Annotated in this window: 21 protein-coding genes; 9 read left to right on the top strand and 12 right to left on the bottom strand. The window is 59.4% G+C overall.

Annotation, left to right across the window (positions count from 1 at the left end):
* The first annotated feature begins 84 nt into the window (after positions 1-84).
* Positions 85-522 (top strand): BPTD_2524 family lipoprotein, encoded by a 438-nt coding sequence (locus ACYVIT_RS15365; protein ID WP_415808292.1) that lies wholly within the window; start codon positions 85-87, stop codon positions 520-522.
* Between the two features lie 130 nt (positions 523-652).
* On the opposite strand, the gene ACYVIT_RS15360 is transcribed toward ACYVIT_RS15365, so the two are convergent.
* Positions 653-1,066, bottom strand: a complete 414-nt coding sequence (locus tag ACYVIT_RS15360; RefSeq protein WP_415808293.1) for a PaaI family thioesterase — start codon at positions 1,064-1,066, stop codon at positions 653-655.
* 248 nt (positions 1,067-1,314) lie between these two features.
* Between ACYVIT_RS15360 and dinB the strand changes: the two genes are divergently transcribed.
* Positions 1,315-2,406 carry a DNA polymerase IV gene (gene dinB, locus ACYVIT_RS15355; RefSeq protein WP_415808294.1) on the top strand — a complete coding sequence of 364 codons (1,092 nt, stop codon included), beginning with the start codon at positions 1,315-1,317 and terminating at the stop codon, positions 2,404-2,406.
* A 6-nt stretch (positions 2,407-2,412) separates the two neighbouring features.
* Here dinB and ACYVIT_RS15350 read toward each other — a convergent pair whose 3' ends face one another.
* Positions 2,413-2,877 (bottom strand): GatB/YqeY domain-containing protein, encoded by a 465-nt coding sequence (locus ACYVIT_RS15350; RefSeq protein WP_094821674.1) that lies wholly within the window; start codon positions 2,875-2,877, stop codon positions 2,413-2,415.
* 1,044 nt (positions 2,878-3,921) lie between these two features.
* Here ACYVIT_RS15350 and hmpA point away from each other — a divergent pair.
* From hmpA to ACYVIT_RS15335, 3 genes are all read left to right on the top strand, one after another.
* Positions 3,922-5,142, top strand: coding sequence for an NO-inducible flavohemoprotein (gene hmpA / locus ACYVIT_RS15345; protein ID WP_415807331.1), 1,221 nt, complete (start codon positions 3,922-3,924; stop codon positions 5,140-5,142).
* An 18-nt stretch (positions 5,143-5,160) separates the two neighbouring features.
* Positions 5,161-5,598, top strand: coding sequence for an RrF2 family transcriptional regulator (locus ACYVIT_RS15340; protein WP_415807330.1), 438 nt, complete (start codon positions 5,161-5,163; stop codon positions 5,596-5,598).
* 115 nt (positions 5,599-5,713) lie between these two features.
* Complete coding sequence (locus tag ACYVIT_RS15335; RefSeq protein WP_415807329.1) at positions 5,714-6,961, top strand: D-amino acid dehydrogenase; 1,248 nt, start codon at positions 5,714-5,716, stop codon at positions 6,959-6,961.
* Between the two features lie 87 nt (positions 6,962-7,048).
* Here ACYVIT_RS15335 and ACYVIT_RS15330 read toward each other — a convergent pair whose 3' ends face one another.
* From ACYVIT_RS15330 to imuA, 3 genes are read right to left on the bottom strand one after another with little or no spacing between them, the layout of a single operon-like run.
* Positions 7,049-10,396: an error-prone DNA polymerase gene (locus ACYVIT_RS15330; protein ID WP_415807328.1), complete on the bottom strand. Its 3,348-nt coding sequence runs from the start codon at positions 10,394-10,396 to the stop codon at positions 7,049-7,051.
* Positions 10,380-11,888: a Y-family DNA polymerase gene (locus tag ACYVIT_RS15325; RefSeq protein WP_415807327.1), complete on the bottom strand. Its 1,509-nt coding sequence runs from the start codon at positions 11,886-11,888 to the stop codon at positions 10,380-10,382. The genes ACYVIT_RS15330 and ACYVIT_RS15325 overlap by 17 nt, the downstream gene beginning before the upstream one ends.
* Positions 11,818-12,639 (bottom strand): translesion DNA synthesis-associated protein ImuA, encoded by an 822-nt coding sequence (imuA, locus tag ACYVIT_RS15320; RefSeq protein ID WP_415807326.1) that lies wholly within the window; start codon positions 12,637-12,639, stop codon positions 11,818-11,820. The genes ACYVIT_RS15325 and imuA overlap by 71 nt, the downstream gene beginning before the upstream one ends.
* 94 nt (positions 12,640-12,733) lie before the next feature.
* Here imuA and ypfH point away from each other — a divergent pair, with 94 nt between their 5' ends.
* Positions 12,734-13,438: an esterase gene (ypfH, locus tag ACYVIT_RS15315; RefSeq protein ID WP_415807325.1), complete on the top strand. Its 705-nt coding sequence runs from the start codon at positions 12,734-12,736 to the stop codon at positions 13,436-13,438.
* A gap of 267 nt (positions 13,439-13,705) precedes the next feature.
* Here the strand turns inward: ypfH and ACYVIT_RS15310 are convergent, their stop codons facing one another.
* Positions 13,706-14,944, bottom strand: a complete 1,239-nt coding sequence (locus tag ACYVIT_RS15310; RefSeq protein WP_415807323.1) for a PrpF domain-containing protein — start codon at positions 14,942-14,944, stop codon at positions 13,706-13,708.
* Positions 14,945-15,020: 76 nt separating this feature from the next.
* Positions 15,021-15,737: a GntR family transcriptional regulator gene (locus ACYVIT_RS15305; RefSeq protein ID WP_415807322.1), complete on the bottom strand. Its 717-nt coding sequence runs from the start codon at positions 15,735-15,737 to the stop codon at positions 15,021-15,023.
* 149 nt (positions 15,738-15,886) lie between these two features.
* Here ACYVIT_RS15305 and ACYVIT_RS15300 point away from each other — a divergent pair, with 149 nt between their 5' ends.
* The 3 genes from ACYVIT_RS15300 to ACYVIT_RS15290 are packed head-to-tail and all read left to right on the top strand — an operon-like array spanning position 15,887 to position 18,551.
* On the top strand, positions 15,887-16,855 hold the full coding sequence (locus ACYVIT_RS15300) for a Bug family tripartite tricarboxylate transporter substrate binding protein (protein WP_415807321.1): 969 nt from the start codon (positions 15,887-15,889) through the stop codon (positions 16,853-16,855).
* Positions 16,852-17,676 carry an alpha/beta fold hydrolase gene (locus ACYVIT_RS15295; RefSeq protein ID WP_415807320.1) on the top strand — a complete coding sequence of 275 codons (825 nt, stop codon included), beginning with the start codon at positions 16,852-16,854 and terminating at the stop codon, positions 17,674-17,676. The genes ACYVIT_RS15300 and ACYVIT_RS15295 overlap by 4 nt, the downstream gene beginning before the upstream one ends.
* Positions 17,677-17,699: 23 nt before the next feature.
* On the top strand, positions 17,700-18,551 hold the full coding sequence (locus ACYVIT_RS15290; protein ID WP_415807319.1) for an amidohydrolase family protein: 852 nt from the start codon (positions 17,700-17,702) through the stop codon (positions 18,549-18,551).
* A 5-nt stretch (positions 18,552-18,556) separates the two neighbouring features.
* Here the strand turns inward: ACYVIT_RS15290 and ACYVIT_RS15285 are convergent, their stop codons facing one another.
* Genes ACYVIT_RS15285 through ACYVIT_RS15265 form a run of 5 tightly spaced genes read right to left on the bottom strand, consistent with a single transcriptional unit; the run spans position 18,557 to position 23,588 of the window.
* Positions 18,557-19,996, bottom strand: coding sequence for an efflux transporter outer membrane subunit (locus ACYVIT_RS15285; protein ID WP_415807335.1), 1,440 nt, complete (start codon positions 19,994-19,996; stop codon positions 18,557-18,559).
* Positions 19,996-20,874, bottom strand: coding sequence for an efflux RND transporter periplasmic adaptor subunit (locus ACYVIT_RS15280; RefSeq protein WP_415807318.1), 879 nt, complete (start codon positions 20,872-20,874; stop codon positions 19,996-19,998). The genes ACYVIT_RS15285 and ACYVIT_RS15280 overlap by 1 nt, the downstream gene beginning before the upstream one ends.
* Positions 20,875-20,878: 4 nt before the next feature.
* The gene (locus ACYVIT_RS15275; protein WP_415807317.1) at positions 20,879-21,091 is read right to left on the bottom strand and encodes a DUF1656 domain-containing protein; all 213 of its coding nucleotides are present in this window, start codon (positions 21,089-21,091) and stop codon (positions 20,879-20,881) included.
* Positions 21,088-23,142 (bottom strand): FUSC family protein, encoded by a 2,055-nt coding sequence (locus ACYVIT_RS15270; RefSeq protein WP_415807316.1) that lies wholly within the window; start codon positions 23,140-23,142, stop codon positions 21,088-21,090. Before ACYVIT_RS15270 ends, ACYVIT_RS15275 begins: the two co-directional genes overlap by 4 nt.
* Entirely contained in the window at positions 23,139-23,588 is a 450-nt protein-coding gene (locus tag ACYVIT_RS15265; protein WP_415807315.1) for a MarR family winged helix-turn-helix transcriptional regulator, read from the bottom strand. Before ACYVIT_RS15265 ends, ACYVIT_RS15270 begins: the two co-directional genes overlap by 4 nt.
* Between the last annotated feature and the right edge of the window lie 58 nt (positions 23,589-23,646).

Below are 23,646 nucleotides of genomic sequence, written 5' to 3'. Positions count from 1 at the left end.
ATGCCATAGGGGGCAGGGTTCCGTCGAACCGTGGGACGTGTGCGCTGGTTTGCGGGATAATCGCGGCTGGTTATTGGAGTGAACATGATCAGAATTGCAGTGGCGGCGCTCGCCGTGGCCGGCCTGGCGGGCTGCTCGACCGGGATTTCATCGGGCGGAAATATGCCGTCGGATAGTTTGACGGTGCAGTCGGATTACCGTTCGACATACGAGGCGGCGACGGCGCAGGCCGAGCGGTGCCTGCGCGGGACCGGGGCGTATACCGTGCATGGCACGGTGGACGATGCGAGCCGCAGCGCATTGATGCGGGTCGAGGCGCCGTTTACGGGTGACGACGTGGCGCGGGTGAAAATCACCGGCCAGGGCGATCGTGAGTCGCAGGTGGACATCCTGATGTGGGGGCGCGGCATCTGGAACGAGAACGCTGTCCGCGCCATGCGTGCGGCGGTGATTTACCAGGTACCGTCGTGCACGACGTATATGCCCAAGGATCCGCCTGCGGAGCAAAAGTCCCGAAAATAAGGGCAGCAGGCAGTGCGACAGCGAATGATTCGCTGTCGTTTTGACTGCGGTCGTGGCTATGCTGAGGTAGAGGCCGGGTGGGCTGGCATGAGGCCATTTCACCGCTTGCCGCGTCGCTCAGCCATGCTGGTCAGTCACTGCCGGGCCGGCGTTTGATGACTTTGAAGGTAGCCGAGGCTTTGGCGACGATCTGACCCTCGGCATTGAGGATTTCGCCTTCACAGAAGGCGATCGATGTGCCCAGGCGCAGACAGCGGGCTTCGATGACCAGGTCGCTGTTGCCGGGAGACATGAAACTGGTGGTCATGTCGATGGTGGCCATGCCCAGCTCGGGGTCGCCACCACGAGCGGCGGCGCTGAGCGTGAAATCGAGCACGCTCATGAGCGTACCGCCATGAATATCGCCGCGGCTATTGGTCAGATCCTCACGCCAGGGCAGTCGCGTACGCGCATGGCCAGGGCCGATGCTTTCTGGAATCACACCCATCAGGTGCATCAAAGGAATCGTCAGGCCAAAATAGTCAGTCGTGGCAGGCGTGGTCATGGATACGAGAAGATCAGCAAAATTGTTAAAAGCGCGATGCGATAGCGCGTCATAATATTCTTTTTTTTGATTGCGCTGCCGGCGGGCGTGACGATTATCGGTCTGCTTGCCTGGGGGCACTAGCGTAATTTTGTCCGCACGGTGGTCATCCGCATGCGGTAGCCAGCGTGATACCTGCTTATTAGCGGGTCCGCGCGTTGCCGCGAGTGTGATGCCGGTTTCCCGGCAGATTGTTATCTCCATTTGTCATGCTTTCGTTTTCGCGCAAGATCGTACATGTAGACATGGATGCGTTTTATGCATCGGTGGAGCAGCGCGATAACCCATCGCTGCGCGGATTGCCCGTGGTCGTTGCGTGGGAAGGACCGCGTTCGGTGGTCTGTGCGGCCTCGTACGAGGCGCGGCGGTTCGGGGTGCATTCGGCCATGTCGGTGGCCCGCGCGCAGCGGCTTTGCCCCAATGCCATTTACGTGCCGCCCGATTTCAATCGATATCGCGAAGTCTCTCGCCAGGTGCGACAGGTTTTTGCGCGCCATACCGATTTGATCGAGCCGTTGTCGTTGGATGAGGCTTATCTGGATGTGACGGTAAACAAGCTGGGTCTGGCATCGGCGACGGAGGTTGCGCGTGTGATCCGCAGCGAGATCTTGCAGGAGACGCGTTTGACGGCCTCTGCGGGCGTTGCACCCAATAAATTCCTGGCCAAAATTGCCTCTGACTGGAATAAGCCCGACGGTCTGTTCGTGATCAAACCATCGCAGGTGCTCGCGTTTCTGCAGCCGTTGCCGGTGCGCAAAGTGCCTGGGGTGGGCAAGGTTATGCAGGGCAAGCTTGACGCGCTGGGCGTGCAGACTGTGGGCGATTTATCGCGTTTTACTGCGGTCGAGCTCGAGCATCATTTTGGGCGCTATGGGGTGCGATTGCACGAGCTGTCACAAGGCATCGACAATCGCGCTGTGCAACCTGATGCGCCATTGCAGCAGATATCGGCGGAAACGACGCTGATGGTGGATCAGCCGATCGAGGCATTGGATGAGGTGCTGGGGCGTCTGGCGATCAAGGTCTGGGATCAGGGACTGAAAAAGGGCGCGATCGGCCGCACGGTAGTCCTGAAGCTGAAGACAGATCGTTTTCGTATCGTGACGCGCACGTTGACACTGACGCGCGCGCCAACCTCGGCCCACGATCTCGCGATGGTTGCTCAGCAGCTCTGCCTGCGTGTGGATTTGCCCGGCACGACCCGATATCGCTTGGCAGGTGTGGGTATGAGCAATTTTGAGGATGTTGCCGAACAAGCCCGACAGGCAGATCTGGATTTGTTCGGCGAGGCGGCTTGCTGAACAGGGTCAGCCGTTCAGGCGCTGTTTGACCTGTTGCGATACTTCGGACATGTCGGCTTTGCCGGCCAGTGCGGGCTTGAGAATGGCCATGACCTTGCCCATGGCAGCACCGCCGCTCAGGCCCTGTGCCGCGACTTCTGCGAGGGCGGCGTCCACTGCCGCAGCGATTTCCTCGGGGGAGGCTGCTTGCGGTAGGAATTCACGCAGCACATCCAGCTCGGCGGTTTCCTGTGCCGCGGTTTCCAATCGGCCGGCTTGCTCGAACGCGGCAATCGATTCGCGGCGTTGTTTTACCTGCTTCTCGATGATCGCCGTGATGTCTGCATCGCTCAGTTCTTTGCGTTCGTCGACTTCTTTCTGTTTGACCGCGGCAACGAGAAAACGCAGCGTGGACAAGCGCTGGGCGTCACGGGCGCGCATGGCTTCTTTGACGGCGTCGGTTAGGCGGGTTTTGAGCGTAGTGGTGCTCATTGGGAAACCTTTGTTTTAGATACGGAGGGGGAGGGGTAAGTGTAAACCGGGCTTGGGGTGTTGGGGGAGTTAGGAGTGCTTATGGACGTCGATGCGGGGCAGTGGCTGCGTGGGGGCTTCACGTTGGCGGTCCGGCGCGCGGGCGCCGGACACCGCGTTCGTTCGTCTCGTCCGCGCCTTCGCGCTCCCTTCGACATCCACTCCGCTCGCCAACGAGGCGCCCCCACGCAGCCACTGCCCCGCATCGACTCGCAGTAACTCAAGCTCATCACATCGCTGGCATGACTTTCTTGCTTGGCATTTTTCTGTATCAGCCTGAGTAAAGAGAAAGATCTTGCAGGGCTGCGATTCGCGGGTGCCCTGCACACCCGCGAATCGCGTTAGGGATCTGCATGCAGAGACTGTGGCACCGTTGCATGACAAAAAATCTCTCGAGTCACATCGACGTAATGCCACGCATGGCACCCGTTGTAGCGCGATCATGGTGAGCGCAAATCATATCCGCAGTGGTGCTCTGATCCAGAGTACGAGCATGCTACGGATATGCCGCCGGAAAAGTGCCCTACGCATCATCGTCGCAAGACTCAATCACAGCCAAGTAGATCTTCCAACCAGGCACCACGCCACCCCGTCGCATGCCCGGACCGAACGCTTGAGGTGGCCGCGCAGGGCGGCCGCCGAAAGCAGCACCGTAAGATCTTTCTCTTTACTAACGCGGCTGCGAAAAAACGCCAAGCAAAATGATCGTGCCAGCGATGCAGAGAATTCTAATTGCTGCCAGTCGAGCCGAGGCAATCGGTCCGGCCGGGCGCCTCAAAGTCGAGTGGAGCGGAGGTCGAAGGGAGCGCGAAGGCGCGGACGAGACGAGCGAACACGGTGTCCGGCGCCTGCGCGCCGGACCGACTTTGTGAAGCCCGGCCGGACCGATTGCCTCGGCTCGACGACCAATAGAACTCCCACCTCACTTCACAACTCCACGCGCACCTTAAATATGTATAATAAATACATGTTTAAAGTTTTCTAGTAGCCGAAGGAGCTAGCATCATGTTGAGCCAGGAAGTCCGCGATCTGGTAAAAGCCACTGCGCCGGTATTGAAGGTCCACGGTGAAACGCTCACCTGTCACTTTTATGCCCGCATGTTCCGCCACAACCCGGAACTGAAGCAGGTGTTCAATCAAGGCCACCAGGATGGCGGACAACAGCAGCAGGCCTTGGCTGCGGCCGTTGCCGCGTATGCGGAGCATATTGATGATCCTTCGGTGTTGATGCCGGTAGTGACCCGCATCGTGCACAAGCACGTCAGTTTGGGGATACGGCCTGAGCATTACGCGATTGTCGGCAAGCATTTGCTGGCCTCGATCAGAGAGGTCCTGGGCGCAGAGGCCGCGACCGATGAGTTGATTGCAGCCTGGGCTGCGGCCTATGGTCAGCTGGCCGACCTGCTCATCGCCGAGGAAGCCAAACTGTACGCACAATCCGCCGGCAAGGACGGCGGTTGGACCGGCTGGCGTGGTTTCCGCGTCGATAGCAAAGTCCCGGAAAGCGCCGAAATCACGTCGTTCTATCTGGTCCCAGCAGATGGCGGCTCTGTGCCGGATTATCTGCCCGGGCAATACATTTCCCTGCGCGTCTATGTGCCTCAATTAGGCATCATGCAGCCACGTCAGTACAGCTTGTCGGATGCGCCGGGCAAAGGCCGTCTGCGCATTTCGGTCAAACGCGAGGATGGCACCGGCAATACGCCGGCGGGCAGCGTGTCCAATGTATTGCACGCCAACGTAAAAGAAGGCGACGTGGTGGATCTGGCTCCCCCGCAAGGTGAGTTCACCTTGAACGATCAAGGCGCCGCACCAGTCGTGCTGTTGAGCGGCGGCGTCGGGTTGACGCCCATGATGTCGATGTTGAATCACCTGGTGGCACGCGACGATGGCCGTGAGATTCGATTCGTACACGCTTGCCGCGACCGTTCGGTGCATGCCATGAAATCGCATGTGAATGACATTGCGAATTCGCGGCCCAATGTGCGTAAAGTGGTCTATTACGAAACCGTCTCGCCGGACGATCAGCAGGGCCAGGATTATGACTACGCAGGCCGTATGAATCTGGAGGCAATCCGCGATGTTGCCGTGCTGCCGGACGCGGATTACTACTTGTGCGGTCCTTTGCCCTTTATGAGTGCGCAGCGTCAAGCGTTGACCTCGTTGGGCGTGGCGCCGGAGCGTATCCATGCCGAGTTGTTCGGCACGGGCGGGCCGGGCGCTTAACCGGTATAGTGCGACCGCATGCAACTGACCAAATACACTGATTTCGGCCTGCGCGTCATGATGTACCTGACGCAGGGCAATGGCCGTGGAACGCCGGTGACGATCCCCGAGATCGCCGAACGGTTCGACGTGTCGCGCAATCATTTGGTCAAGGTCGCGCATTTCCTGGCCCAGCAGGGCTGGGTGACTACCGCCCGGGGCAAGGGCGGTGGCTTGCGGCTGGCACGAGCGCCAGCCGAATACCGGTTGGGTGACCTGGTGTATGCCCTGGAAAACCAGAAAGCTTTGGTGAATTGCGGGGAGCCTGTTTGCGCACTGCAGGGGGTTTGCCTGCTGTCGGGCGTACTGGCAGACAGCCTGAAGACCTTTTACGACGAGTTGAATCGCCATACCTTGGCCGATCTGGTGCGAGCCCCGACGGGCGAGGCGATTGTGAGGCTGCAATTGGTGGCGTGACGGGCTAAGGGTAAACCTTAGGTTATGACTACCCGTCAGATTGGCATTGGCAGGACCGGGGCCAAACTCGCAGAATAGGAAACAGCGTAAATGTCTCTTATCAGCCAGGGTTGCGATGAAAGTTTGTGTAATTGGTGCCGGCGTCACCGGCGTGACGTCGGCTTATTTTCTGGCGCGCCAAGGCCATGACGTCGTGCTGGTGGATAGCCGCGCGCGTCCTGCGACGGTGTCCAGTTACGCCAATGGCGGGCAACTGAGCTATAGCTATGTGGCTCCGTTGGCAGGGCCGGGCGTGTTGCCCAGTGTGCCGGGTTGGCTGTTGCGGTCCGATTCGCCATTGCGGTTCCGGCCACGTCTGGACCCGCATCAATGGTTTTGGTGCCTGCAATTCGCATTGGCTTGCCGCGCGTCGGTGGCCCAGGCGTCGACCGCACAATTGCAGTCTTTGTCGTATCTGAGCCGGGATGTATTGCACCGCCTGCTCGAAGAAGAAAACCTCGATTTCGGTCATGTCCGCAACGGCAAACTGATTGCCTATCGCAGCCCTGAATTGTTGGAGAAAGCGCGCCGATTGGTGGACTATCAGGCAGCGTTGGGGGCTGAGCAGCGGGTCTTGAGCGCGGCCGAAACGGTTGCATTGGAACCTGCCTTGTCTGGGCTGGGCGCAAATCTCGCGGGCGCCGTCTACACCCCCAGCGAAGAGGCGGGCGATTGCCGTCAATTCACCGAGGGTTTGTTCCGGCGTCTGAAAGACCTGGGCAATGTCGAATGCCGCATGGCAACACCCGTGCAATCGTTGCGTCGCGAGGGCCGCAAGGTTGTGGCGGTTGAAACCGCGAATGGGGATATACCGGTCGATGCGGTGGTGTTGGCGGCGGGCGTCGCATCGCGTAGCCTGATCAAACCGTTGGGCCGGGATTTGCCGCTGTATCCGTTGAAAGGCTATAGCCTGAGTGTGCCAATGGAGCCCGGCAATGACACGGCGCCCGAAATCAGTGTGACGGATTACGAGCGGCGCATTGTGTATGCGCGCATCGGACGCGTATTGCGCATTGCGGCCATGGTGGATATCGGCAGCCCGAATGCCGATATTGACCCGGCGCGTATTGCATTGCTGAAACGGCAAGTGCGCGAGGCCTTTCCCCAGCTGGATCTGACCCAAGCCGTACCGTGGGCAGGGCAGCGCCCGGCGACGCCCACCGGCAAGCCCTTGATTGGCGAGAGCCGCGTCGCTGATAACCTGTGGTTGAACCTGGGGCAGGGCGCGTTGGGCTTTACCTTGGCCTGCGGCAGTGCGGCGTTATTGACGGCGCAGATGTCGGGATTGGAATTGCCGATTGACGCGATGCCGTTTCGACCTTGATATGTGTGCTGATGGCTGATCGTCGATATCCGGTACTCGTAGTGGACTTTTCTATAGCGCATGTTTGGCGGCGATAGTCGGCGTGCCTTAATGAAAATCCCGGCTCCGTGCCGCCAGTCCGCCCAGCAATGACGATAGATCGACCAACCGTTTCGCAATGAGATGGCGGATGCCCTGGACGCTTTGCCACGTGCCATAAACCCCTAGCAACGTGGACCCGAGAAGCTCCCGGCGTTGACGCTCCATGAGTTCGGGACGTACGACGACGTTTACAGAGCCGGTTTCGTCCTCGAGGGTGAGGAAGATGACGCCTTTGGCAGTTTGGGGGCGTTGGCGCATGGTGACGAGACCGCAGGCGCGCGCCAGGCGCCGGTCAGGATAGGTGTTGAGTATCTCGGCGGACTCAAAGCGCAGGCTTTGCAGATGCGTGCGCAGCAACGCCAGCGGATGGCGCCGCAAGGTCATGCGCAAGCTGCGGTAGTCATCGATGATCGCCTGGCCTTCTGTTTGGGTGGGCAAGGACGGTGTTTCGCTGTCTATGATATCGGCGTGTCGCAGCAGATCGCGGCTGGCTACGCTGGCGCTGGCCTCCCAACTGGCCAGCCTGCGATGGCCGGCCAAGCTGTGCAGCGCATCGGCTGCGGCCAGCACATCGAGGTCGTGGCGCGTGAGTTCAGCGCGGCGGGCGAGGTCCTGGATGTGAGTGAAAGGCTGTATGGCGCGAGCATGTTCGATGCGCAGTGCGGCGGCTTCTGAGAGGCCTTGGATTTGGTTCAGGCCCAGGCGGACGGCAGGACGTGGCTGAGCGTATGGATCGTCCAGCAGTGACGTGCGATGCGCGTCAATGGCGTTTGCGAGAGGCGATGTGTCGCAATGTGCACTGTCTGATGCCGCTTGATGCGGCGTCAACGAGGGCAGTGGTGTAGCGATAGGCGATGTTCCCTCAGGCAAGGTTTCTATTGCCAAGGGTTCCAATGTGGCTTCCCAATTGCTGATAGTGACATCGGTCGGTAACACGCGTACGCCATGGCGTTGCGCGTCTTGGATCAATTGCGCGGGGGCATAAAAGCCCATGGGCTGGGAATTCAATAGCGCTGCCAGAAAGGCCTCGGGTTCATTGCACTTTATCCAAGCGCTCGCGTAGGCCAGCAGGGCAAAGCTGGCGGCATGGCTTTCCGGAAAACCATATTCGCCAAAGCCTTCGATCTGCCGGATGATGGCGGCGGCGAATTCCTCGGTATAGCCGTTGTCAAGTAAACCTGTGACGAGTTTGTCATTGAATTTGTCGATGCCGCCTTTGCGTTTCCAAGCGGCCATGGAGCGTCGCAGTTGATCGGCTTCGTCAGCGCTAAAGCCCGCCGCGACCATGGCGATTTGCATGACTTGTTCTTGGAAAATCGGCACACCCATGGTGCGTTTTAATACGCCTCGTACATCTTCGCTGGGATAGGTTTCGGGCTCTAAACCCTGTCGCCGTTTCAAGTACGGATGCACCATCCCGCCCTGAATGGGGCCGGGTCGCACGATGGCGACTTGCACGACCAGATCGTAATATTCGCGAGGCCGTAGACGAGGCAACATGCTCATCTGCGCGCGAGATTCGATCTGGAATACGCCTATCGTGTCGGCCTTGCAGATCATGTCGTAGGTTTTGGGTTCCTCTTTGGGAATATCGTGCAAAGCCCACGATACCCCTCGTCGTTGGTTGACAAAATTCAATGCCCGACGCAGAACAGACAACATACCCAGCGCCAACACATCGACCTTTAATAGGCCCAATGTATCGAGATCATCTTTGTCCCATTGCACAACGCTACGATCCGGCATGGCTGCGTTTTCGATGGGCACCAGACGGGCCAGATTGCCCCGTGAAATAACAAATCCGCCAGGATGCTGAGACAAGTGGCGCGGAAAATTGATCAAGGTTTCGGCCAGAATGGCCCAGTGTTTGGCGACGGTCGAGTTGGGATCCAAACCACAGCCACCTAATGTACGCAACATGGCGCGTTTACCGTCCCACCATTGATGCGCACGAGCCACCGCATCAATGACTCCTGGGTCGATGCCCAGCGCGCGGCCAGTATCACGCAACACACTGCGGGGCCGATAGGAAATGACAACGCCAGTCAGCGCCGCGCGACGTCGGCTATATTTTTTATAGATGTACTGGATGATTTCTTCGCGACGTTGATGTTCGAAATCGACATCGATGTCGGGCGGTTCGCCACGTTCTTTACTGATAAAGCGTTCGAATAGTGCCTGACTGCATTGAGGATCGACGGCAGTAATACCCAGGCAATAGCACACGACAGAGTTAGCGGCAGATCCTCGCCCTTGGCAGAGAATCTTTAGGCGGTCTGCCTGTTGCACAATGTCGTAGACCGTCAGGAAATACGGTTCGTATTTCAACTCGGCGATGAGCGAAAGTTCTTTTTCGATGGTATCGCGAACAGACGTAGGAATGCCTGCGGCAAAGCGCTTTGCCGCACCTGCATAGACCTCTCGTCTCAAATAACTGGTGGGCGTTTCCCCCTCGGGCACGATCTCATCGGGATATTCATAACGCAAGGTCCGCAGCGAAAACGTGCAACGCTGTGCGATGGCTACGGTTTCAGCCAATATTTCGGCTGGATAGAGCGATGACAGACGCAGGCGGCTGCGTAGATGCTGTTCAGCGTTGGATTGCAAATCGTAGCCACACTGCGAGACAGTGCGCTTGCTGCGGATGGCCGTCAACGTGTCATGCAGAGGTTTGCGCGAGCGCACATGCATATGCACATCCCCGAGCGCGGTGACGGGCAGCCCAGTGACACGCGCGGCATGTTGGATGGCGTTGCGATGTATATCGTCGCGTGCATGATGCAGTAATGTCATACCGATCCAGGCCCGGCCAGGAAAGGTGCGTGCCAGCCATTGTGCCTGTTTTGCGATGGTCTCTGCTGGCGTGCCCTGGGGGGGTGACAAAATCGCCAGACACTCGGGCATATGACGCAGGTGCGTATACGCGGGTGTGGGGGCAGAAACGTCATCCAGATAAAGTTGATACGCGCCTTTTTCAGCGCGTGACCGACCCAGCGTAATCAACTCGGACAGATTGCCATAGCCTTCGCGCGTCTGTGCCAGCAGCACGAGTGACAGAGGGGGTGTCTGTGGCGATGAAGGAGCGGCATGCAGTCGCAGCGTACTGCCGATAATGAGGTGAATCTTTCGTTGTTCCTCTTTAGCCAGTTTTTCCACCTCGGCCAGTGCGCGCACCACACCGGCCAACGAACACTCATCCGTGATGGCAATCGCGCTGTATCCCAATTGCGCGGCTTGCTCGACCAGCTCCTCGGGATGCGAGGCGCCTTGTAGGAACGAGAAATTCGACAGGCATTGCAATTCCGCATAAGCGGGCAAGCCTGGCAGGGCTGGCATATCAGGCATACCGTCCATGTAAAAACCACCGTGCGTGTTCGGTATCGCGCTCGCGGTAAATCCAATAGCGTGCGGACGCTGCGTCCTCGGCGACAAAGTAGTCGCGCACCGTCAACGCAGCATCCCACCAGCCGCTTTCGATACGCTCGGGTCCACGCACGAGCCGCAACGGTTGGCCGGAATAGACTGGACGGTGTTGCTGGACCTGCAACGGAATCGGAGGGTCGAGCAACCAAAAGGGACGATCCATGAAGGCGAACGGGGGCCGTGATAGCGGATCGGTGTGGCTCGATGCGTGCTGGACAGAGTCAGGGCTCTTTTTGGCGTCTTGAGCCGCACACCAGCGATTCGCTGTCTCGGGACGGTGGTCCGCAACCGGTTGCGCCTGCAACACGCGTTCGCGTCCCAGACGTGCGCTGAGCAGGTCCAGCAAACGGGCGTGCTCCGCCGGCGAGCCACCGGGCTCGGGAAACAGGCATGTGCTGGCGGCAGGTTGTTCTACGGTGTCATCTACACGCAGGCTCAATGCGATGGCAGGTGCCTCCAGCGGTAAACGCCCAAGCTTTTCACGCAGCAGATTTCGCAGATGCGAGGCCTGCCACGCGGGCTGCGCCAGACTGATCGGCAATGTGGTTGGCGGGCGAGCATGTCGGCCGCGCTCGTGCTCCAGCGCCAGCGTCAAATGCTGAACCGCACGGCGTCGAGCGACGAGCCAGCCACAGAGCGGCTCGATGAGCCGTTGCGCCCAGGACAAAACTGCCTCGGCATGCTCGACGTAATCGGGTAATTCCAGACGTTGAAAAAATCGGGCGGGTGGCTGTATCCAGACGTGGCACTCGGGCGCGTCGCCATAAGCCGCATCCAACGTATGGAGCAACTCGGTGCCGCAACGACGTTGCAGTCCGGCACGAGGTAATCGACGCAGATCGCCGAGGGTGCGACAGCCGATGCTGTGCAACCATTCCCGGCGAGGCTCCGCACTAGACAATAACGTATGGGACAAGGTATCGAGCCGACGCGCCAAGGTGTGAATTTGCAGCGTACGTCTCGGTGTTCGGATCGAGGATTGATGCGCTAACAACCATGCGCCTTGTGCCGTGGGAGCCATGCCTAAAGACGTGTGCAGACTCATGCCCTGCAATGTGGTGGCGATGCGTTGATGCAGGCGGCGAGGGCCGCCAAAATACATCAGGCTGGCGCTGACTTGTAAGAGCAACGTATCCGGCGCTGCGATGGCAAGGTCGGGCGTGTATTGCAGCAAAGCGAGCGCGGTTTCGTGCAGCAAGTGCTGTTCAGCCAAGGGATCACGCGTCAAGAGCGGAACGTCCGGCGCGATCGCAGCGGCGCCAGCGCGACGCATGCCGGTATGGATGCCCATCGCCGCAGCCGCTGGCGTCAGCGCCGCAACACGAGCTTGCTCCAACACCGCAAACGCCGATTCAGGAGACCATCGTGGATGAACGGCGTCGAGCGGCAGGCTGCGCAGAAAGGTGGCGATCCAAAGAGACATGATCAGAAGACAAGCTTTTTAACGCGTCAGGAAGCAGGGTTCCTGATGTGAGAATGGGTGTCGCGACCGTATCCTCGGTCGATTCCACGGAGGGCAGGACCGATGGCACTGCACCTGCATCGGTATCCACCCCGGTATTCGCCGGAGATTCGAACATCAACGACAGCGGCTCTGCGCAACTCGGGCCGCGGCGTTTCAGAATATGCACAGATAGCCCGCCGGAGGTGGGGGCCAGGGCCAGTCGTAATGGCGCGGGTGACGCCTGTTGCGCAGCGGTGGCCGGACGCAACACAAAGCACAGCGTTTCGGCCATCTGCGCTGCCAGATGCAGGCGGCGCAAGGATTCCGGCCGCACACGCGGCAACCAACACAGCAGCGCGCCGCAACTGCCGTGTTTCAGAATCTGTTCGGCTGCCCAGAGCGCATCCAGCGGGCGTTCGGGAGCGACCCAGAGTAATTGCGCAGGATTCAGACGCCAGCCTTGCCAGCAAGCCAGATGTGGCACATGAGGCGGCTGCACCAAGGCAATCGGATGCCGGCGGTCGAGTTGCGCCAGCGCGGGCTGCAGCAGGCGGATTTCGCCGATGCCGGCGTGTGGCGTCAGGAGCTCGATCAAGGCGCCCACCGGCCAGCCGCCGCCAGGCAACTGGGCCGACAGCGCCGCGTAGCCGGTGGAAATGCCACGATTGGCGCTATGCGCCAATTGAGTAGCACGCCATAAAGCAGGATGGATATGTTCTGGGGACGGCATGATAAATCTCGTTTTGCTGTACAAATATACAGTATTTTGCGAGGAGATTTACAATGGCTTATTGGGGCCAGGTCGATGCCCCTTGGAGCACCCCATGACAGAGCCCGCCACCCTCGAATTCCTGCCTGACGCCGATACCGAGATCAAACAACTCTTTATCCTGCTGCACGGCGTGGGCAGTACGCCGCACAGCCTGGCGGCCTTGATTCAGGCTGTACGCACGGCATTTCCGGCGGCAGCGATTTTGGCGCCGGCAGGGTTTGAGCCCTATGACGGTGGGGGCGAGGGGCGTCAATGGTTTTCGGTGCGCGGGGTCGACGAGGACAATCGTGCGGAACGCGTGGCTCGCGCTTTGCCGCCGTTGGTGGATTACGTCCGCGCCGCACAGGCCCGATTTGGCCTATTGCAGTCCGATACCGCGCTGGCCGGTTTTTCGCAGGGGGCAATCATGTCGCTCGAGGCCGTGCAGGCACATGATGGTCTGGCAGGGCGCGTGCTGGCGTTTTCCGGCCGCTATGCCCAGTTGCCTAAAGTCCCGCCGCAATACACCACGATCCATTTATTGCACGGGGCCGATGATCACGTGATGAACGTGTCGTATGCCCAAACGGCGCAGGCATGGCTGGATTCTCTGCACGGTGATTGCACCATCGACGTGGCCAGCCGCGTCGGCCACGAACTGCATCCGGCCTTGATTCAACGCGGAATCGAGCGCCTGCAGACCTGCGTCCCGCTGCGCAGTTGGGAAGCCGCGCTGGGGCTGGATCAGGCGCCGTCAAAGGGCGAGACGCTGCATTGATCCGTAGTATTAAAGCCAGGCATTAATGTGTGGCCGGCAGGGGCATTGAGTCATCTTCCTGATGACGGATCCATTTCAAAAATGCCTGGATTTGGCCTGAGTGACGGCCGGTCTCCCGATAGAGCACATAAAAGACCCCCTGGCTTTTCAGGGTCCCGGCATAAGGACAAGCATTTCTGGATCCCATGCCGCCAGGGCCGGACGCGTTCAAGCGTTTTCTGGAGGTTGAGGTGAAACAATGGAAGAGCGTTGTCGCTGAGACGGGAGTTACGTTTGACAAGCTGTAGGTTGAAGCAATGCATCGCTCAACGCGTTGGTTGCGCGATAGAGAGGGACATGTCCTTTGAGCAGGACTTGTGCCGACCTCCTGTATGCGACCTTCGAAATCTTTAGCGTTTTACCATCACGTCGTGCGACAACGGTGGCATCGAGCGTGCCAGCAGGATTTTCGATGCTGACCACGACATTGCAAGTTTGATCCGCCACCGTTGGCAAGCCTGTTGCGACGTCGGCGGCCACGCTGCCTTTGATCAAGCAGGCCGCGGCCAGGCAACAGCCCCCTGATACGGCCATCGAAGCATGTCCCGTCTGTGGGGTGAAGTACCTCGTCGACAAGGTGCCGCCATTCGTTGCTGATCCGACGATGCAGACTTTGGGAATGGTTTCGCTGGTTGCGATGTCTGTCTCACTCATCAAGGTGCCGTCGCGGCGGCGCAACTGCATCAGCATGCCTGCTTGAATCCAGACATGCCGCAGTCGCGTCATGAAAGCGGGATCGCTTTCCAGTTCGTCAATGGATTCGTGTGCCGTTTTTCCCAGATCGCTTGCCTTGATGATGACCATGGGTACCGCAACATCGACGCACGAGACTGGAATACCATCTATGACATCGACGGGGCTGCCAGTCGGCAATAGTTTGCCTGTTTTCGATCCGACGGGATCATGCAGGAACAAGTCGACAGACGGATATTGCCCATATACCCCTGGGATTTCGTTATGGACGAGTGCTCCGCGTTCATCTCTCAGCAGTCGTCCCGTAGAGATCACGCCGGTATTCGTATTGCGGATCTCCAGTTCGTCATCGACATCGGCAAGTGCGACCAGGCCGCTGTCCAGCAGCCATAACGGCAATGCTGAACTCATATTGCCGCAATTGACGCTCCAGTCGATCCGCGAATGGGTGGCTGCCAACTGCGCCAACGTACTCACCAGCCGTTGGCGGCCGTTGGCCCGCTCGAGGCTGACGAAGAATACTTTGTTGCTGGTTGCTGGGCCTCGTCCGAGGCCCGTAATCTGTCGATTGGCGGCCAAGGATCCTGATAAAGGCACCCCCATGAGGTGCTTGAGCAGTTCCTCGCGCAGTGCTTCATCCTTTGGCGCAAAGGCTTCCCAGATAACCAGACCGGTGGAGGTTCCGCCCCGCATATGATGCACCGGGAACTCGACAATGCCGCTAGCAGCCTGGAGCCGAGGCCTATCGAGCAAAAGGATCGGATCAGTTGTCATTTCAATAACCTGCGCGTAATGAGGGAAGAGTGCATCGAGCGAAAAATGTTTGCCGAGGCGCTCGAATATGAATGGCTCAGCGGATCTCGGCCGTGTAATGGAACCGGTCACTGGGCACATAAGAGATGCGCCATTCGATCACGTCGCCGTTGAGATCGCGCATGGCGCGTTGAATGCGCATACATGCAGAACCGGCAGGAACATTGAACAGCGTCGCGTCGGTCTCGGGCATGTGGTCCATTTCGAGCTCATCTAAAGCGCGGACCGCGCGAACGCCGCAGATCTCGTCATAGACGGGATAGAGCAGGGGAGGCGACTCTTTCTGAAGATGTGCGACGAGTTTGGAGAACAGTTTATGGGAAAGCCATATATGTTCCGCCAGAATCACATCTTCTCCATCCAGCCGTATCCGGTGCATGTAAATAACCTTTGCTCCGGCCTTGATATCCAGTTTTTCGGCAATCCGTGCATCGGCCTCCTGAACCGTCAACGTCAGGATTTTGGCGCGCGGTATCCGGCTCTGGCTAGGATTCGTGAATCGCACAAAGCGCAGCATCGAATTGCGCTCATAGGCGCTGGTGATGAAAGTCCCTTTGCCTTGCTTTCGTTCAAGAACGCCTTCATGCACCAGTCCTTGAATGACTTTGCGCATGGTGCCGACCGAGACGGAAAACTCCTCTGCGAGCCGGTCTTCGCCGGGTAGCGCTTCTCCTGATTTCCATACGCGATCGGCGATACGGCCCATCAGCTTGTCTCGGATCTGGATATGCAGGGGAAGGCGAGGATCGATCATGGAGCCATTTCTCAATGGAGAAAACACGGAAGTCTGTGTCCGAAAAAATTGTAACACACCTATGACCCAATAGTTATGTATATATATACTCCTGTATAGGTGTTGATTTGGCGATGACGATTTTACCCATTACCCATACAGGAACAGCAATGATTGACAGCGTTAAACGGCGAACCATTCTCGGGGCACTGGCTTGCGCCTCGTTTTTTACGGCGCTACCGGCGCAGGCTCAATCCGGTTTTCCGGAAAAGACCGTGACGATCGTCGTTCCCTTTGCACCCGGAGGCAGCTTCGATGTCATTGCGCGCCAGCTCGCCGTCGAGTTGGGCAAAGTCTGGCAGCAGCCCGTTGTGATCGACAATCGCTCGGGTGCTGGCGGCAACCTTGGGGCGCAGGCGGTGATCAAGGCCAAACCCGATGGCTATACCTTGCTGTTCTGGGGGGATGGCGTATTGACCAATCCCTTGCTCTATGCCGATCCCCCATTCGATGCGATTCGCGATATTGCTGGCGTAACCTTGGTGGCGACAACGCCACAGGTGCTGGTGAGCAATACCCAGTCGCCAGTCAAAACGATGTCTGACGTGATCCATTCGACGCAACCGTTGAACTACGGTACGGCGGGCAACGGAACGCCGGGACATCTGGCGGCGGAATTGATGCGGCGAGAGGGGGCTGATCAACTGGCGCATATTCCGTATCGCGGCGGTGGCCCGGCATTGACAGATCTATTGGGTAATCAGATACAGCTGGTGTCGACCGGCCTGCCTGCGACGCTGCCGTTCATACGCAGTGGCAAAGTGCATCCTATTGCCGTGACATCAAAAGAGCGGCTTGAGATCCTCCCCGACGTGCCAACCGTTGGCGAGACGATCAAAGGCTATGAGGTCGACACCTGGTTTGGCATGATGGCTCCGCAAGGCACGCCCCTGGATATTCGTACAAAGATCGCCTCGGACATCGAACAGATACTCGCCTCACCCCAACTGAAGAAGCAACTCGCAGAAGGAGGCTTCCTGGTCCGCACAAGCACACCGGCCGAACTGGAGCAGAAGATGGCCAAAGATCTGGCCTTCTGGAAGGAGCAGGTCACGAAATCGGGGGCACGTGCAGAATGATTCCCCCTCTGTTGGATGATACGGTGGAGCGAGTCGTTGTGGAGGACGGTTGCAGGATTGCCATACGTACCCTGCGCACCGGCAGTGCGCCGATCCCCGTACTGTTTGTACACGCCCTTGCCATGAACGGAGAAATGTGGCGCCGCGTTGCACAGAAACTGAATGTGGATGCACCGCTTTATGCGATCGATTGTCGAGGCCATGGGGAATCAGACCGTGCGGCAGGCCCCTATACCACTGAGCGCTTTGCGAAAGACATTAGTGATGTGCTGGACCATTTGAATACGAGGCAAGTGCATCTAGTGGGATGCTCGATGGGTGGGACGGTCGCATTGGCGTTTGCGGGACGGTACACCGAGCGGGTTGCCAGTATGACGATTATCGATTCGACGGCCTGCTATGGCGAAGACGCCCATATTTCCTGGGATGAGCGGGCGTTGCGGCCTCGGCAGGAAGGCTTCCAGGCCATGGTGCCGTTTCAAGTCAGCCGCTGGTTTTCGCCGGAGTTTGCCGAGCAAGAACCAGCCCTCGTCCAGGAAGCCGTGAAGGTTTTTTTGGCGAACGAAGCCGATGCCTATGCTGCGACCTGCCGTATGTTGGGCTGCGCGGATGAGCGGCATCGCCTGTCACGGTATACCGGACCTGTTTCGGTCGTCGTGGGCGAGGAAGACTATGCCACTCCGGTGGCGATGGCCAGGGAACTGGTCAGTCTTTTAGCGCAAGCCAAATTGACCATCCTGCCCAAGCGCCGTCATTACACACCGATCGAATGCCCAGGCGAAGTCGCTGTGGCAATAGACGCCACCATACTGCGTGGCTAAGAAACAAACCAGGAGGAGACCACATGATTGACCGTCGAGGATTCTTGACCGCCGTTGCCGGCCTCGGTGCAGCAGCGGCTGGCGGTACGCTGCTCGGATGCGTGCATGTATCAAATGAAAAGCAACGGGTTTTTGATGCGCATTGCCACATCATCGACCCTCGGTTTCCCCTTGTACCCAATCAGGGCTACGTTCCGCCGCATTACACCATCCCTCAGTATCGCGCCGATGTGGCGTCGCTGAATGTCGTCGCAGGCGCTGTGGTGTCGGGCTCGTTTCAGGGGTTCGATCAGACCTATCTGGTCTCCACCTTAAAGGAGCTCGGGCCGGACTGGGTAGGCGTTGCACAAGTACCGCCGGATATTTCCGATGCGGAAATTCGACGCCTGCGGGACGCTGGAGTGCGTGCGGTACGATTCAATTTATATCGGGGAAAGGTCGATAGCATGAGCGAAGTGGCCACCTTTGCACAGCGCGTCTACGACCTGGCTGGATGGCATGCTGAGTTATATCTGGACGCCGCTAAGATGCGATCCCATTTGTCGCAACTGGCGAAACTGCCGCAAATCGTCATCGACCATTTGGGCATGACGGAGGAGGGCGTCCCGGTCTTGCTCGATCTGGTCGACGCAGGCGCCAAAGTCAAGGCGACGGGGTTTGGCCGTGTCAGCATGAATGTGCCGATGGCCCTCGAACGCATTGCACAGCGTAATCCGAATGCGTTGATGTTTGGGACAGACCTGCCGTCGACCCGAGCGAAGCGACCTTTCAACCCCGCTGATCTCGATCTTGTTGCCCGTGTCCTGGGAAAAGAAAACGCCCGCAAGGCGTTATGGGATAACGCCTACGCGCTATATTGGCCTGGAGCCCGGTAGTATCGTCAAATCGGCGTATCCTGCCATCCACCCCCCAACGCTAGGAACACATCAATCTGGTCCCCGCTCAGCGTAGCCTGCGAAGCCGCGAGCGCGCTTTCGTCCGTCGCCAGAGTACGCTGCGCATCCAGCACGTTCAGATAATCGGTTTTCCCCGCATGGAATAACTGCTCGGCTTGCTTGGCTGCGATGGCGCTTTGATTGCGCGCCTCTTGCAGTGCGGCGTGTCTATCGAGTTGCCGGGCATAGGCGACCAGCGCGCTCTCGGTTTCACGCAATGCACCCAATACCGTGTCGTCGAAATTGGCCAATGCCGAACTCGCGACCGCCTTAGCCTGGGCGATTTGTGCCTGAGCAATCCCGGTGTTGGGGATGGTCCAGGAAATCAGCGGGCCCACGCTCCAGCTATACGTGCCGCGTTCGCCTATCATCGTCATGGGAGCCGCGGACGAACCAGACAGCCCCAATGAAATCGTCGGATATAACGACGCCGTAGCCACGCCGATGCGTGCGGTAGCAGCAGCGAGCTTGCGTTCGGCTTCGCGGACGTCGGGGCGGCGGCGCAGCAGGGCAGCGCCGTCTCCGACCGGAATCGCTTGCGTCAGGCGCGGCGGCGTATGGCATTCCAATAGTGCAGTCGGCATTTCGGCCGGCGTACGGCCGGTCAGGGCGGCCAGGCGATAGAGCGCCTGGCGTTGGCTGGCCTGAAAGGGCGGCAGATTGGCTTGTAATTGCTCTAACTGGCTGCGCGCACGAGTGACATCCAATGCGGTGCCGCGGCCGGCCTGTTGCAGGCGTTGTACCGCATTGAGCGAATCGCGTTGCACGGCGACGGAATGCTGGGCCGAGGCGAGCTGCATACCGCTGGCGCAGATATCGGCATAAGCGCGCGCCGTTTCCGCGACAACGGTCACGCGCGCGGCATCGTAGGCAGCCTGCGCGGCGGCTTCATCGCCTTCGGCGGCTTCGATGGTGCGGCGGATTCTGCCGGCGAGATCGATCTGGTAGCCAATACTGATGCCACCCGAATACGACCAGCGATTCTTGGGACGCGTGTCCGGCGCCAGCACCGATACTCCCGACGAATGTCCGTACGTGGCGGGGGAGGCGTTCACACCTAGGGTGGGCTGTTGCGCGCCGCGGGCTTCTTCGGTCACGGCCTGCGTGCGTTCCAGATTCGCCGCAGCCATGCGCAAACTGGTATTGGCTTGCAGCGCCTGGCCGATCAACTGGTCCAGCGTCGGGTCCTGGTATAAACGCCACCATGTGCCTGGCACTGCGTTCTGCTGAAAGACGGCTTCGTGAGATTGCTGAAATTCGCCAGCCGCGGCGGGGCGATTCACGGCAGCATCCTCGGGGACTTTGTAGTCGGGGCCGACTGCGGCGCAACCCGCTATTGCCAGGGTGATGGCCAGTGCCAATGGCGTTAACGCACGAGAGAAGATCATTGTGGGTTGACCTCCACCGTTGCAGTTTGCCCGGCCACCAGACGCACGCCCTCGGGGACTTGATCGATGTGGATGCGCACGGGGATACGCTGTGCCAGGCGGACCCAGTTGAAATTGGGGTTCACGTTGGGCAGCAGGTTGGCGCTCGTGCTGCGATCGCGATCCGCGATGCCCATCGAGATGCTTTCGACATGGCCCTGGATCTGGCGCGATTCGCCCATCAGCGTGACTGTGGCGGCGTCGCCCTCGCGGATGTGAACCAGTTTGGTTTCCTCGAAATAGCCTTCGACGTAGAACGAGTTCGCATCGACCATGGCCATGACGCCTCGGCCCGCCGTGACATAGGAGCCGACGCGCAGATCCAGATTGGTCACGCGGCCATCGACCATGGAGACCACGCGGCTGCGATCCAGATTCAGTTTGGCAGTATCGAGTTGAACGTGCGCCTCGGCCAGTGCGGCCTCGGCTTGCTGCAGCTTGGCCTGGCTTTGTTCGACGTCTTCGGTCGAGACCAAGGAGCCTAGCGAGCGATTGCGCTTGACGTCCCGTGCGGCTTGATCGCGCGCAACTTGCTGTGAACGCAAGGCCGCCTCGGCTTGATTCAGCGCCAATTGGAAACGGGCGCGATCGATCTCAAAGAGGACATCGCCTTTTTTGATGTCCTGGTTGTCGTGCACGGGGACGGCGGTCACCAGGCCGGATACATCAGGGGCGACCTGCACGACGTAGGCCTTGACGCGGCCATCGCGTGTCCAGGGGTCCATTTCATAATGCACCCATAATTGCCAGCCAGCATAGACCGCCACGCAGACGGTCACTGCCGTCACGAAGAATTTTCCTAGACGGCGAAAACGCGGCGAATTGAGGATTTTCATGGAACTACTGCTTGAATATATAAGGTGAAATCAAATACACGCCATAGAGCAAGACCACATACAGCGCGACATCGAACAAGGCCGGATGCCATACCAGTCGATAAAAGCCGACACGCGCCAATACCCGGCGCACAGCCCAGGACACGCCCAGCGTGATCAGCCCCAGCACTAATGGCCAGGGAAAATAAATGCCGTAAAAATTAAACTCGCCGATCATGATGCGCGGGCCGGCTGCAGAATGCCGGATTGATAGTCGGGGGCCTCGGGAAACAAGGCCCGGCGAACCCCGACCAGGGCCACGACGGCACGCTCGCGCGCGACCAGCGCGCCCGGGGACGCCGTGACACGCGCCAATGCGCGGTCGATGTTGTCGAGCAAGTTCGGGAAATCAGAGGCCTTGCGATGATGGGTTGAACGTTGACGGAAAAAATCGGCCAAGCCTTTCAATACTGGTCGAACACTGGGGTCAATAGCCGGCAGGATACGGCGGGCGCGCTGCAGTTCCGCAATATCATTGCCCACACGTAAATCTTTCAAGGCATCGTCGGCCAGGAGATCGTCTGCGCGCTTGGCCAAGGACAATCGCGGCTGCAGCATGCCGATCCGGTCCAGCATCCGCGCGGCGTAGGCCGAGCGCGAGGGCACCTGGTTGGCGCTGGCCAATGCCACCAGTTCTCTCCAGTTGGCGATCTGGATGCGGCGTGCGCCGCGATCGGCACTGATGGTACGGAAAATCGCGGCGATGATGGCTGCGGTCGCGACACCGATGATTTGTGCCGTCGTCGTATCGACAAACGACACCAGGTCGGCCGTGTTCGTATCGTGCAACGCAAGCGTGCCCAGAAAACCGAACAGCAATGCCATGATTTTGCCGGTGTAGGCCGGACGGGGCAGCAGTACACCCAGCGCCAATGCCACAGGCGCCATTACCAGCGCCAGCATTTCGAATGAATGGACTGCCGGCAAAATTCCCAACAGATACAGCGCCGAGATGGGGATCGAGTAAATGGTGTAGACGAGGAACTGCATGATGCCCGGCACGGGGTTGTCCTGCGCGGCGAAAAAGCAGCTGAAAATCGCAGCCATCATGACGGCAGTGGATCCGTTGGTCCATGACGTCTGGATCCAGAAAATGCAGCATACCGACACGGCCAAACCAGCAGCCAGCGCCGACAGGAAGGCCAGGCCATGGTCGCGGTGCATGGCCGAGCCGCTGCCAAAGCGGGCCTGGCGGCCCGACTGGCGGGGGACACCGGCCAGGCCGTCACGAATGTCGTGTCGCAGTGCCAGGCAGCGATCATAGCCGTCGACTAGTTCACGCAGTCGATTGACCAGACTGACCATCAGTACGTCGTGCCAATTGGAGGCAGGGCCGATCTCGGGGCTGAGCGCTGTCAGCGCGGTACGCAGCGTATGTGCTTGCGAGCGATCGGCTTTGGGGCCTGCATCGACCCAAGCGGCAATGTCCTGCAGGATCGCGTTGACCGCCTCGGGTAGCGGCTGCCCATCCTTTTGCAAAGCGTGCAAGCGATCGTCGACGGCTGACACCAAGGGCGTCAGCGCAGCGATCTGATCCTGCATGGCGCGCACCGCACCTGCCGTCCAGCGGATATTGCCGGTATCGAACGGGACGTGGGTAGACAGCATGCGCAGTTGCGACAGGTCTTCGGCCAGGACGCGGCGCTCTTTGCCACGCTGCACGGTTTCGCGATTGGTCAGGATGTCATGAACCCAGTTGCGCGCATCTCGTACGGTGGCGTCCAGCCGGGCCATCAACGGGCCGGCGATGCCGCGCGGGAAAATCAAGCTATGGGCCAGCGTTGCACATACGATGCCCAGACAGATTTCCTCGACCCGGGCGAGCGCTGTATCGAATACCGTCAAGGGATCGGTGACGCTGGGAAAGCCGATCATGGCGGCGGTGTAGCCCGCCAACATGAACAGGTACGAGCGTGGTGTGCGGTCGAGCACCGAGATATACAGGCACAGACCGATCCACAGCGACATGACCAGCACCATCAGCAGGGGCTGGTTGGACAGGCGAGGGACCAGATAGACAACGACGGCGCTGCCAAAGAACGTCCCACCAAGCCGGAAAACAGCCTTTGAGCGGACGGCGCCGGCCCAAGGCTGCGCTACGACATAGGCCGTCGTCATTGCCCAGAATGGACGCGGCAGCCCGATCGTGTACGACAGATAAAGCGCCGTGATGGCGCCTATGTAGCACTTGACCGAGAACAGCAGCTCGTTTCCATCGGGCAGTTTCATGGCCGCTGTTCCTTTAGTGCAGGAACGGCATCGTCGCGGCCTAGCGCTGTTTTTAACGTGTCGAACACCCGCAGGCACGCCTGCAGATCATCATGACTGACATCCCTGAAAATTTCGCGGCGCAGCTTGACCAGGACTCCCTCGACTTGCTCGCGCAGGGCATGGCCATCGGGAGTCAGATGGATGGTACGGGCACGGCGGTCGTTGGGGTCCTCGCGGCGTTCGATCAGGCCTGAGGAAACCAACTGGTCCAGCACACGGACCAGCGAAGGACCCTCGACGCCAAGGGCCTCGGCCAGCGCGCCCTGGCGTACGCCATCGCCCAGCCGGCCCGTCAGGATAACGGGCCAGGCGGTCGCCTGTGACAGGCCGTATTCAGACAGGGCGTTATCAGCTACGCTGCGATAAGCACGCGATAACACCATCAGGCTGGCGGTGGTGGCCATGAGGCAGGAGTCGGTGTGTGGATTCGGCATATTTGTATTGTATGCTATTTATTAGCAT

It is taken from the genome of Bordetella muralis, assembly GCF_054781015.1.
The sequence above is the reverse complement of the archived record's forward strand: the minus strand, read 5'-3'. Positions and strand labels throughout refer to the sequence as shown.

What these genes read in the sequence shown, in the direction of transcription:
- ACYVIT_RS15365 (WP_415808292.1), top strand. Translation starts at nt 85, where the DNA reads ATGATCAGAATTGCAGTGGCGGCGCTCGCCGTGGCCGGCCTGGCGGGC.
- ypfH (WP_415807325.1), top strand. Translation starts at nt 12,734, where the DNA reads ATGACAGAGCCCGCCACCCTCGAATTCCTGCCTGACGCCGATACCGAG.
- hmpA (WP_415807331.1), top strand. Translation starts at nt 3,922, where the DNA reads ATGTTGAGCCAGGAAGTCCGCGATCTGGTAAAAGCCACTGCGCCGGTA.
- ACYVIT_RS15325 (WP_415807327.1), bottom strand. Translation starts at nt 11,888, where the DNA reads ATGTCTCTTTGGATCGCCACCTTTCTGCGCAGCCTGCCGCTCGACGCC.
- ACYVIT_RS15360 (WP_415808293.1), bottom strand. Translation starts at nt 1,066, where the DNA reads ATGACCACGCCTGCCACGACTGACTATTTTGGCCTGACGATTCCTTTG.
- ACYVIT_RS15305 (WP_415807322.1), bottom strand. Translation starts at nt 15,737, where the DNA reads ATGATCGATCCTCGCCTTCCCCTGCATATCCAGATCCGAGACAAGCTG.
- ACYVIT_RS15265 (WP_415807315.1), bottom strand. Translation starts at nt 23,588, where the DNA reads ATGGCCACCACCGCCAGCCTGATGGTGTTATCGCGTGCTTATCGCAGC.
- ACYVIT_RS15350 (WP_094821674.1), bottom strand. Translation starts at nt 2,877, where the DNA reads ATGAGCACCACTACGCTCAAAACCCGCCTAACCGACGCCGTCAAAGAA.
- ACYVIT_RS15300 (WP_415807321.1), top strand. Translation starts at nt 15,887, where the DNA reads ATGATTGACAGCGTTAAACGGCGAACCATTCTCGGGGCACTGGCTTGC.
- imuA (WP_415807326.1), bottom strand. Translation starts at nt 12,639, where the DNA reads ATGCCGTCCCCAGAACATATCCATCCTGCTTTATGGCGTGCTACTCAA.
- ACYVIT_RS15270 (WP_415807316.1), bottom strand. Translation starts at nt 23,142, where the DNA reads ATGAAACTGCCCGATGGAAACGAGCTGCTGTTCTCGGTCAAGTGCTAC.
- ACYVIT_RS15290 (WP_415807319.1), top strand. Translation starts at nt 17,700, where the DNA reads ATGATTGACCGTCGAGGATTCTTGACCGCCGTTGCCGGCCTCGGTGCA.
- ACYVIT_RS15330 (WP_415807328.1), bottom strand. Translation starts at nt 10,396, where the DNA reads ATGGACGGTATGCCTGATATGCCAGCCCTGCCAGGCTTGCCCGCTTAT.
- ACYVIT_RS15335 (WP_415807329.1), top strand. Translation starts at nt 5,714, where the DNA reads ATGAAAGTTTGTGTAATTGGTGCCGGCGTCACCGGCGTGACGTCGGCT.
- ACYVIT_RS15280 (WP_415807318.1), bottom strand. Translation starts at nt 20,874, where the DNA reads ATGAAAATCCTCAATTCGCCGCGTTTTCGCCGTCTAGGAAAATTCTTC.
- ACYVIT_RS15275 (WP_415807317.1), bottom strand. Translation starts at nt 21,091, where the DNA reads ATGATCGGCGAGTTTAATTTTTACGGCATTTATTTTCCCTGGCCATTA.
- ACYVIT_RS15295 (WP_415807320.1), top strand. Translation starts at nt 16,852, where the DNA reads ATGATTCCCCCTCTGTTGGATGATACGGTGGAGCGAGTCGTTGTGGAG.
- ACYVIT_RS15340 (WP_415807330.1), top strand. Translation starts at nt 5,161, where the DNA reads ATGCAACTGACCAAATACACTGATTTCGGCCTGCGCGTCATGATGTAC.
- dinB (WP_415808294.1), top strand. Translation starts at nt 1,315, where the DNA reads ATGCTTTCGTTTTCGCGCAAGATCGTACATGTAGACATGGATGCGTTT.
- ACYVIT_RS15310 (WP_415807323.1), bottom strand. Translation starts at nt 14,944, where the DNA reads ATGACAACTGATCCGATCCTTTTGCTCGATAGGCCTCGGCTCCAGGCT.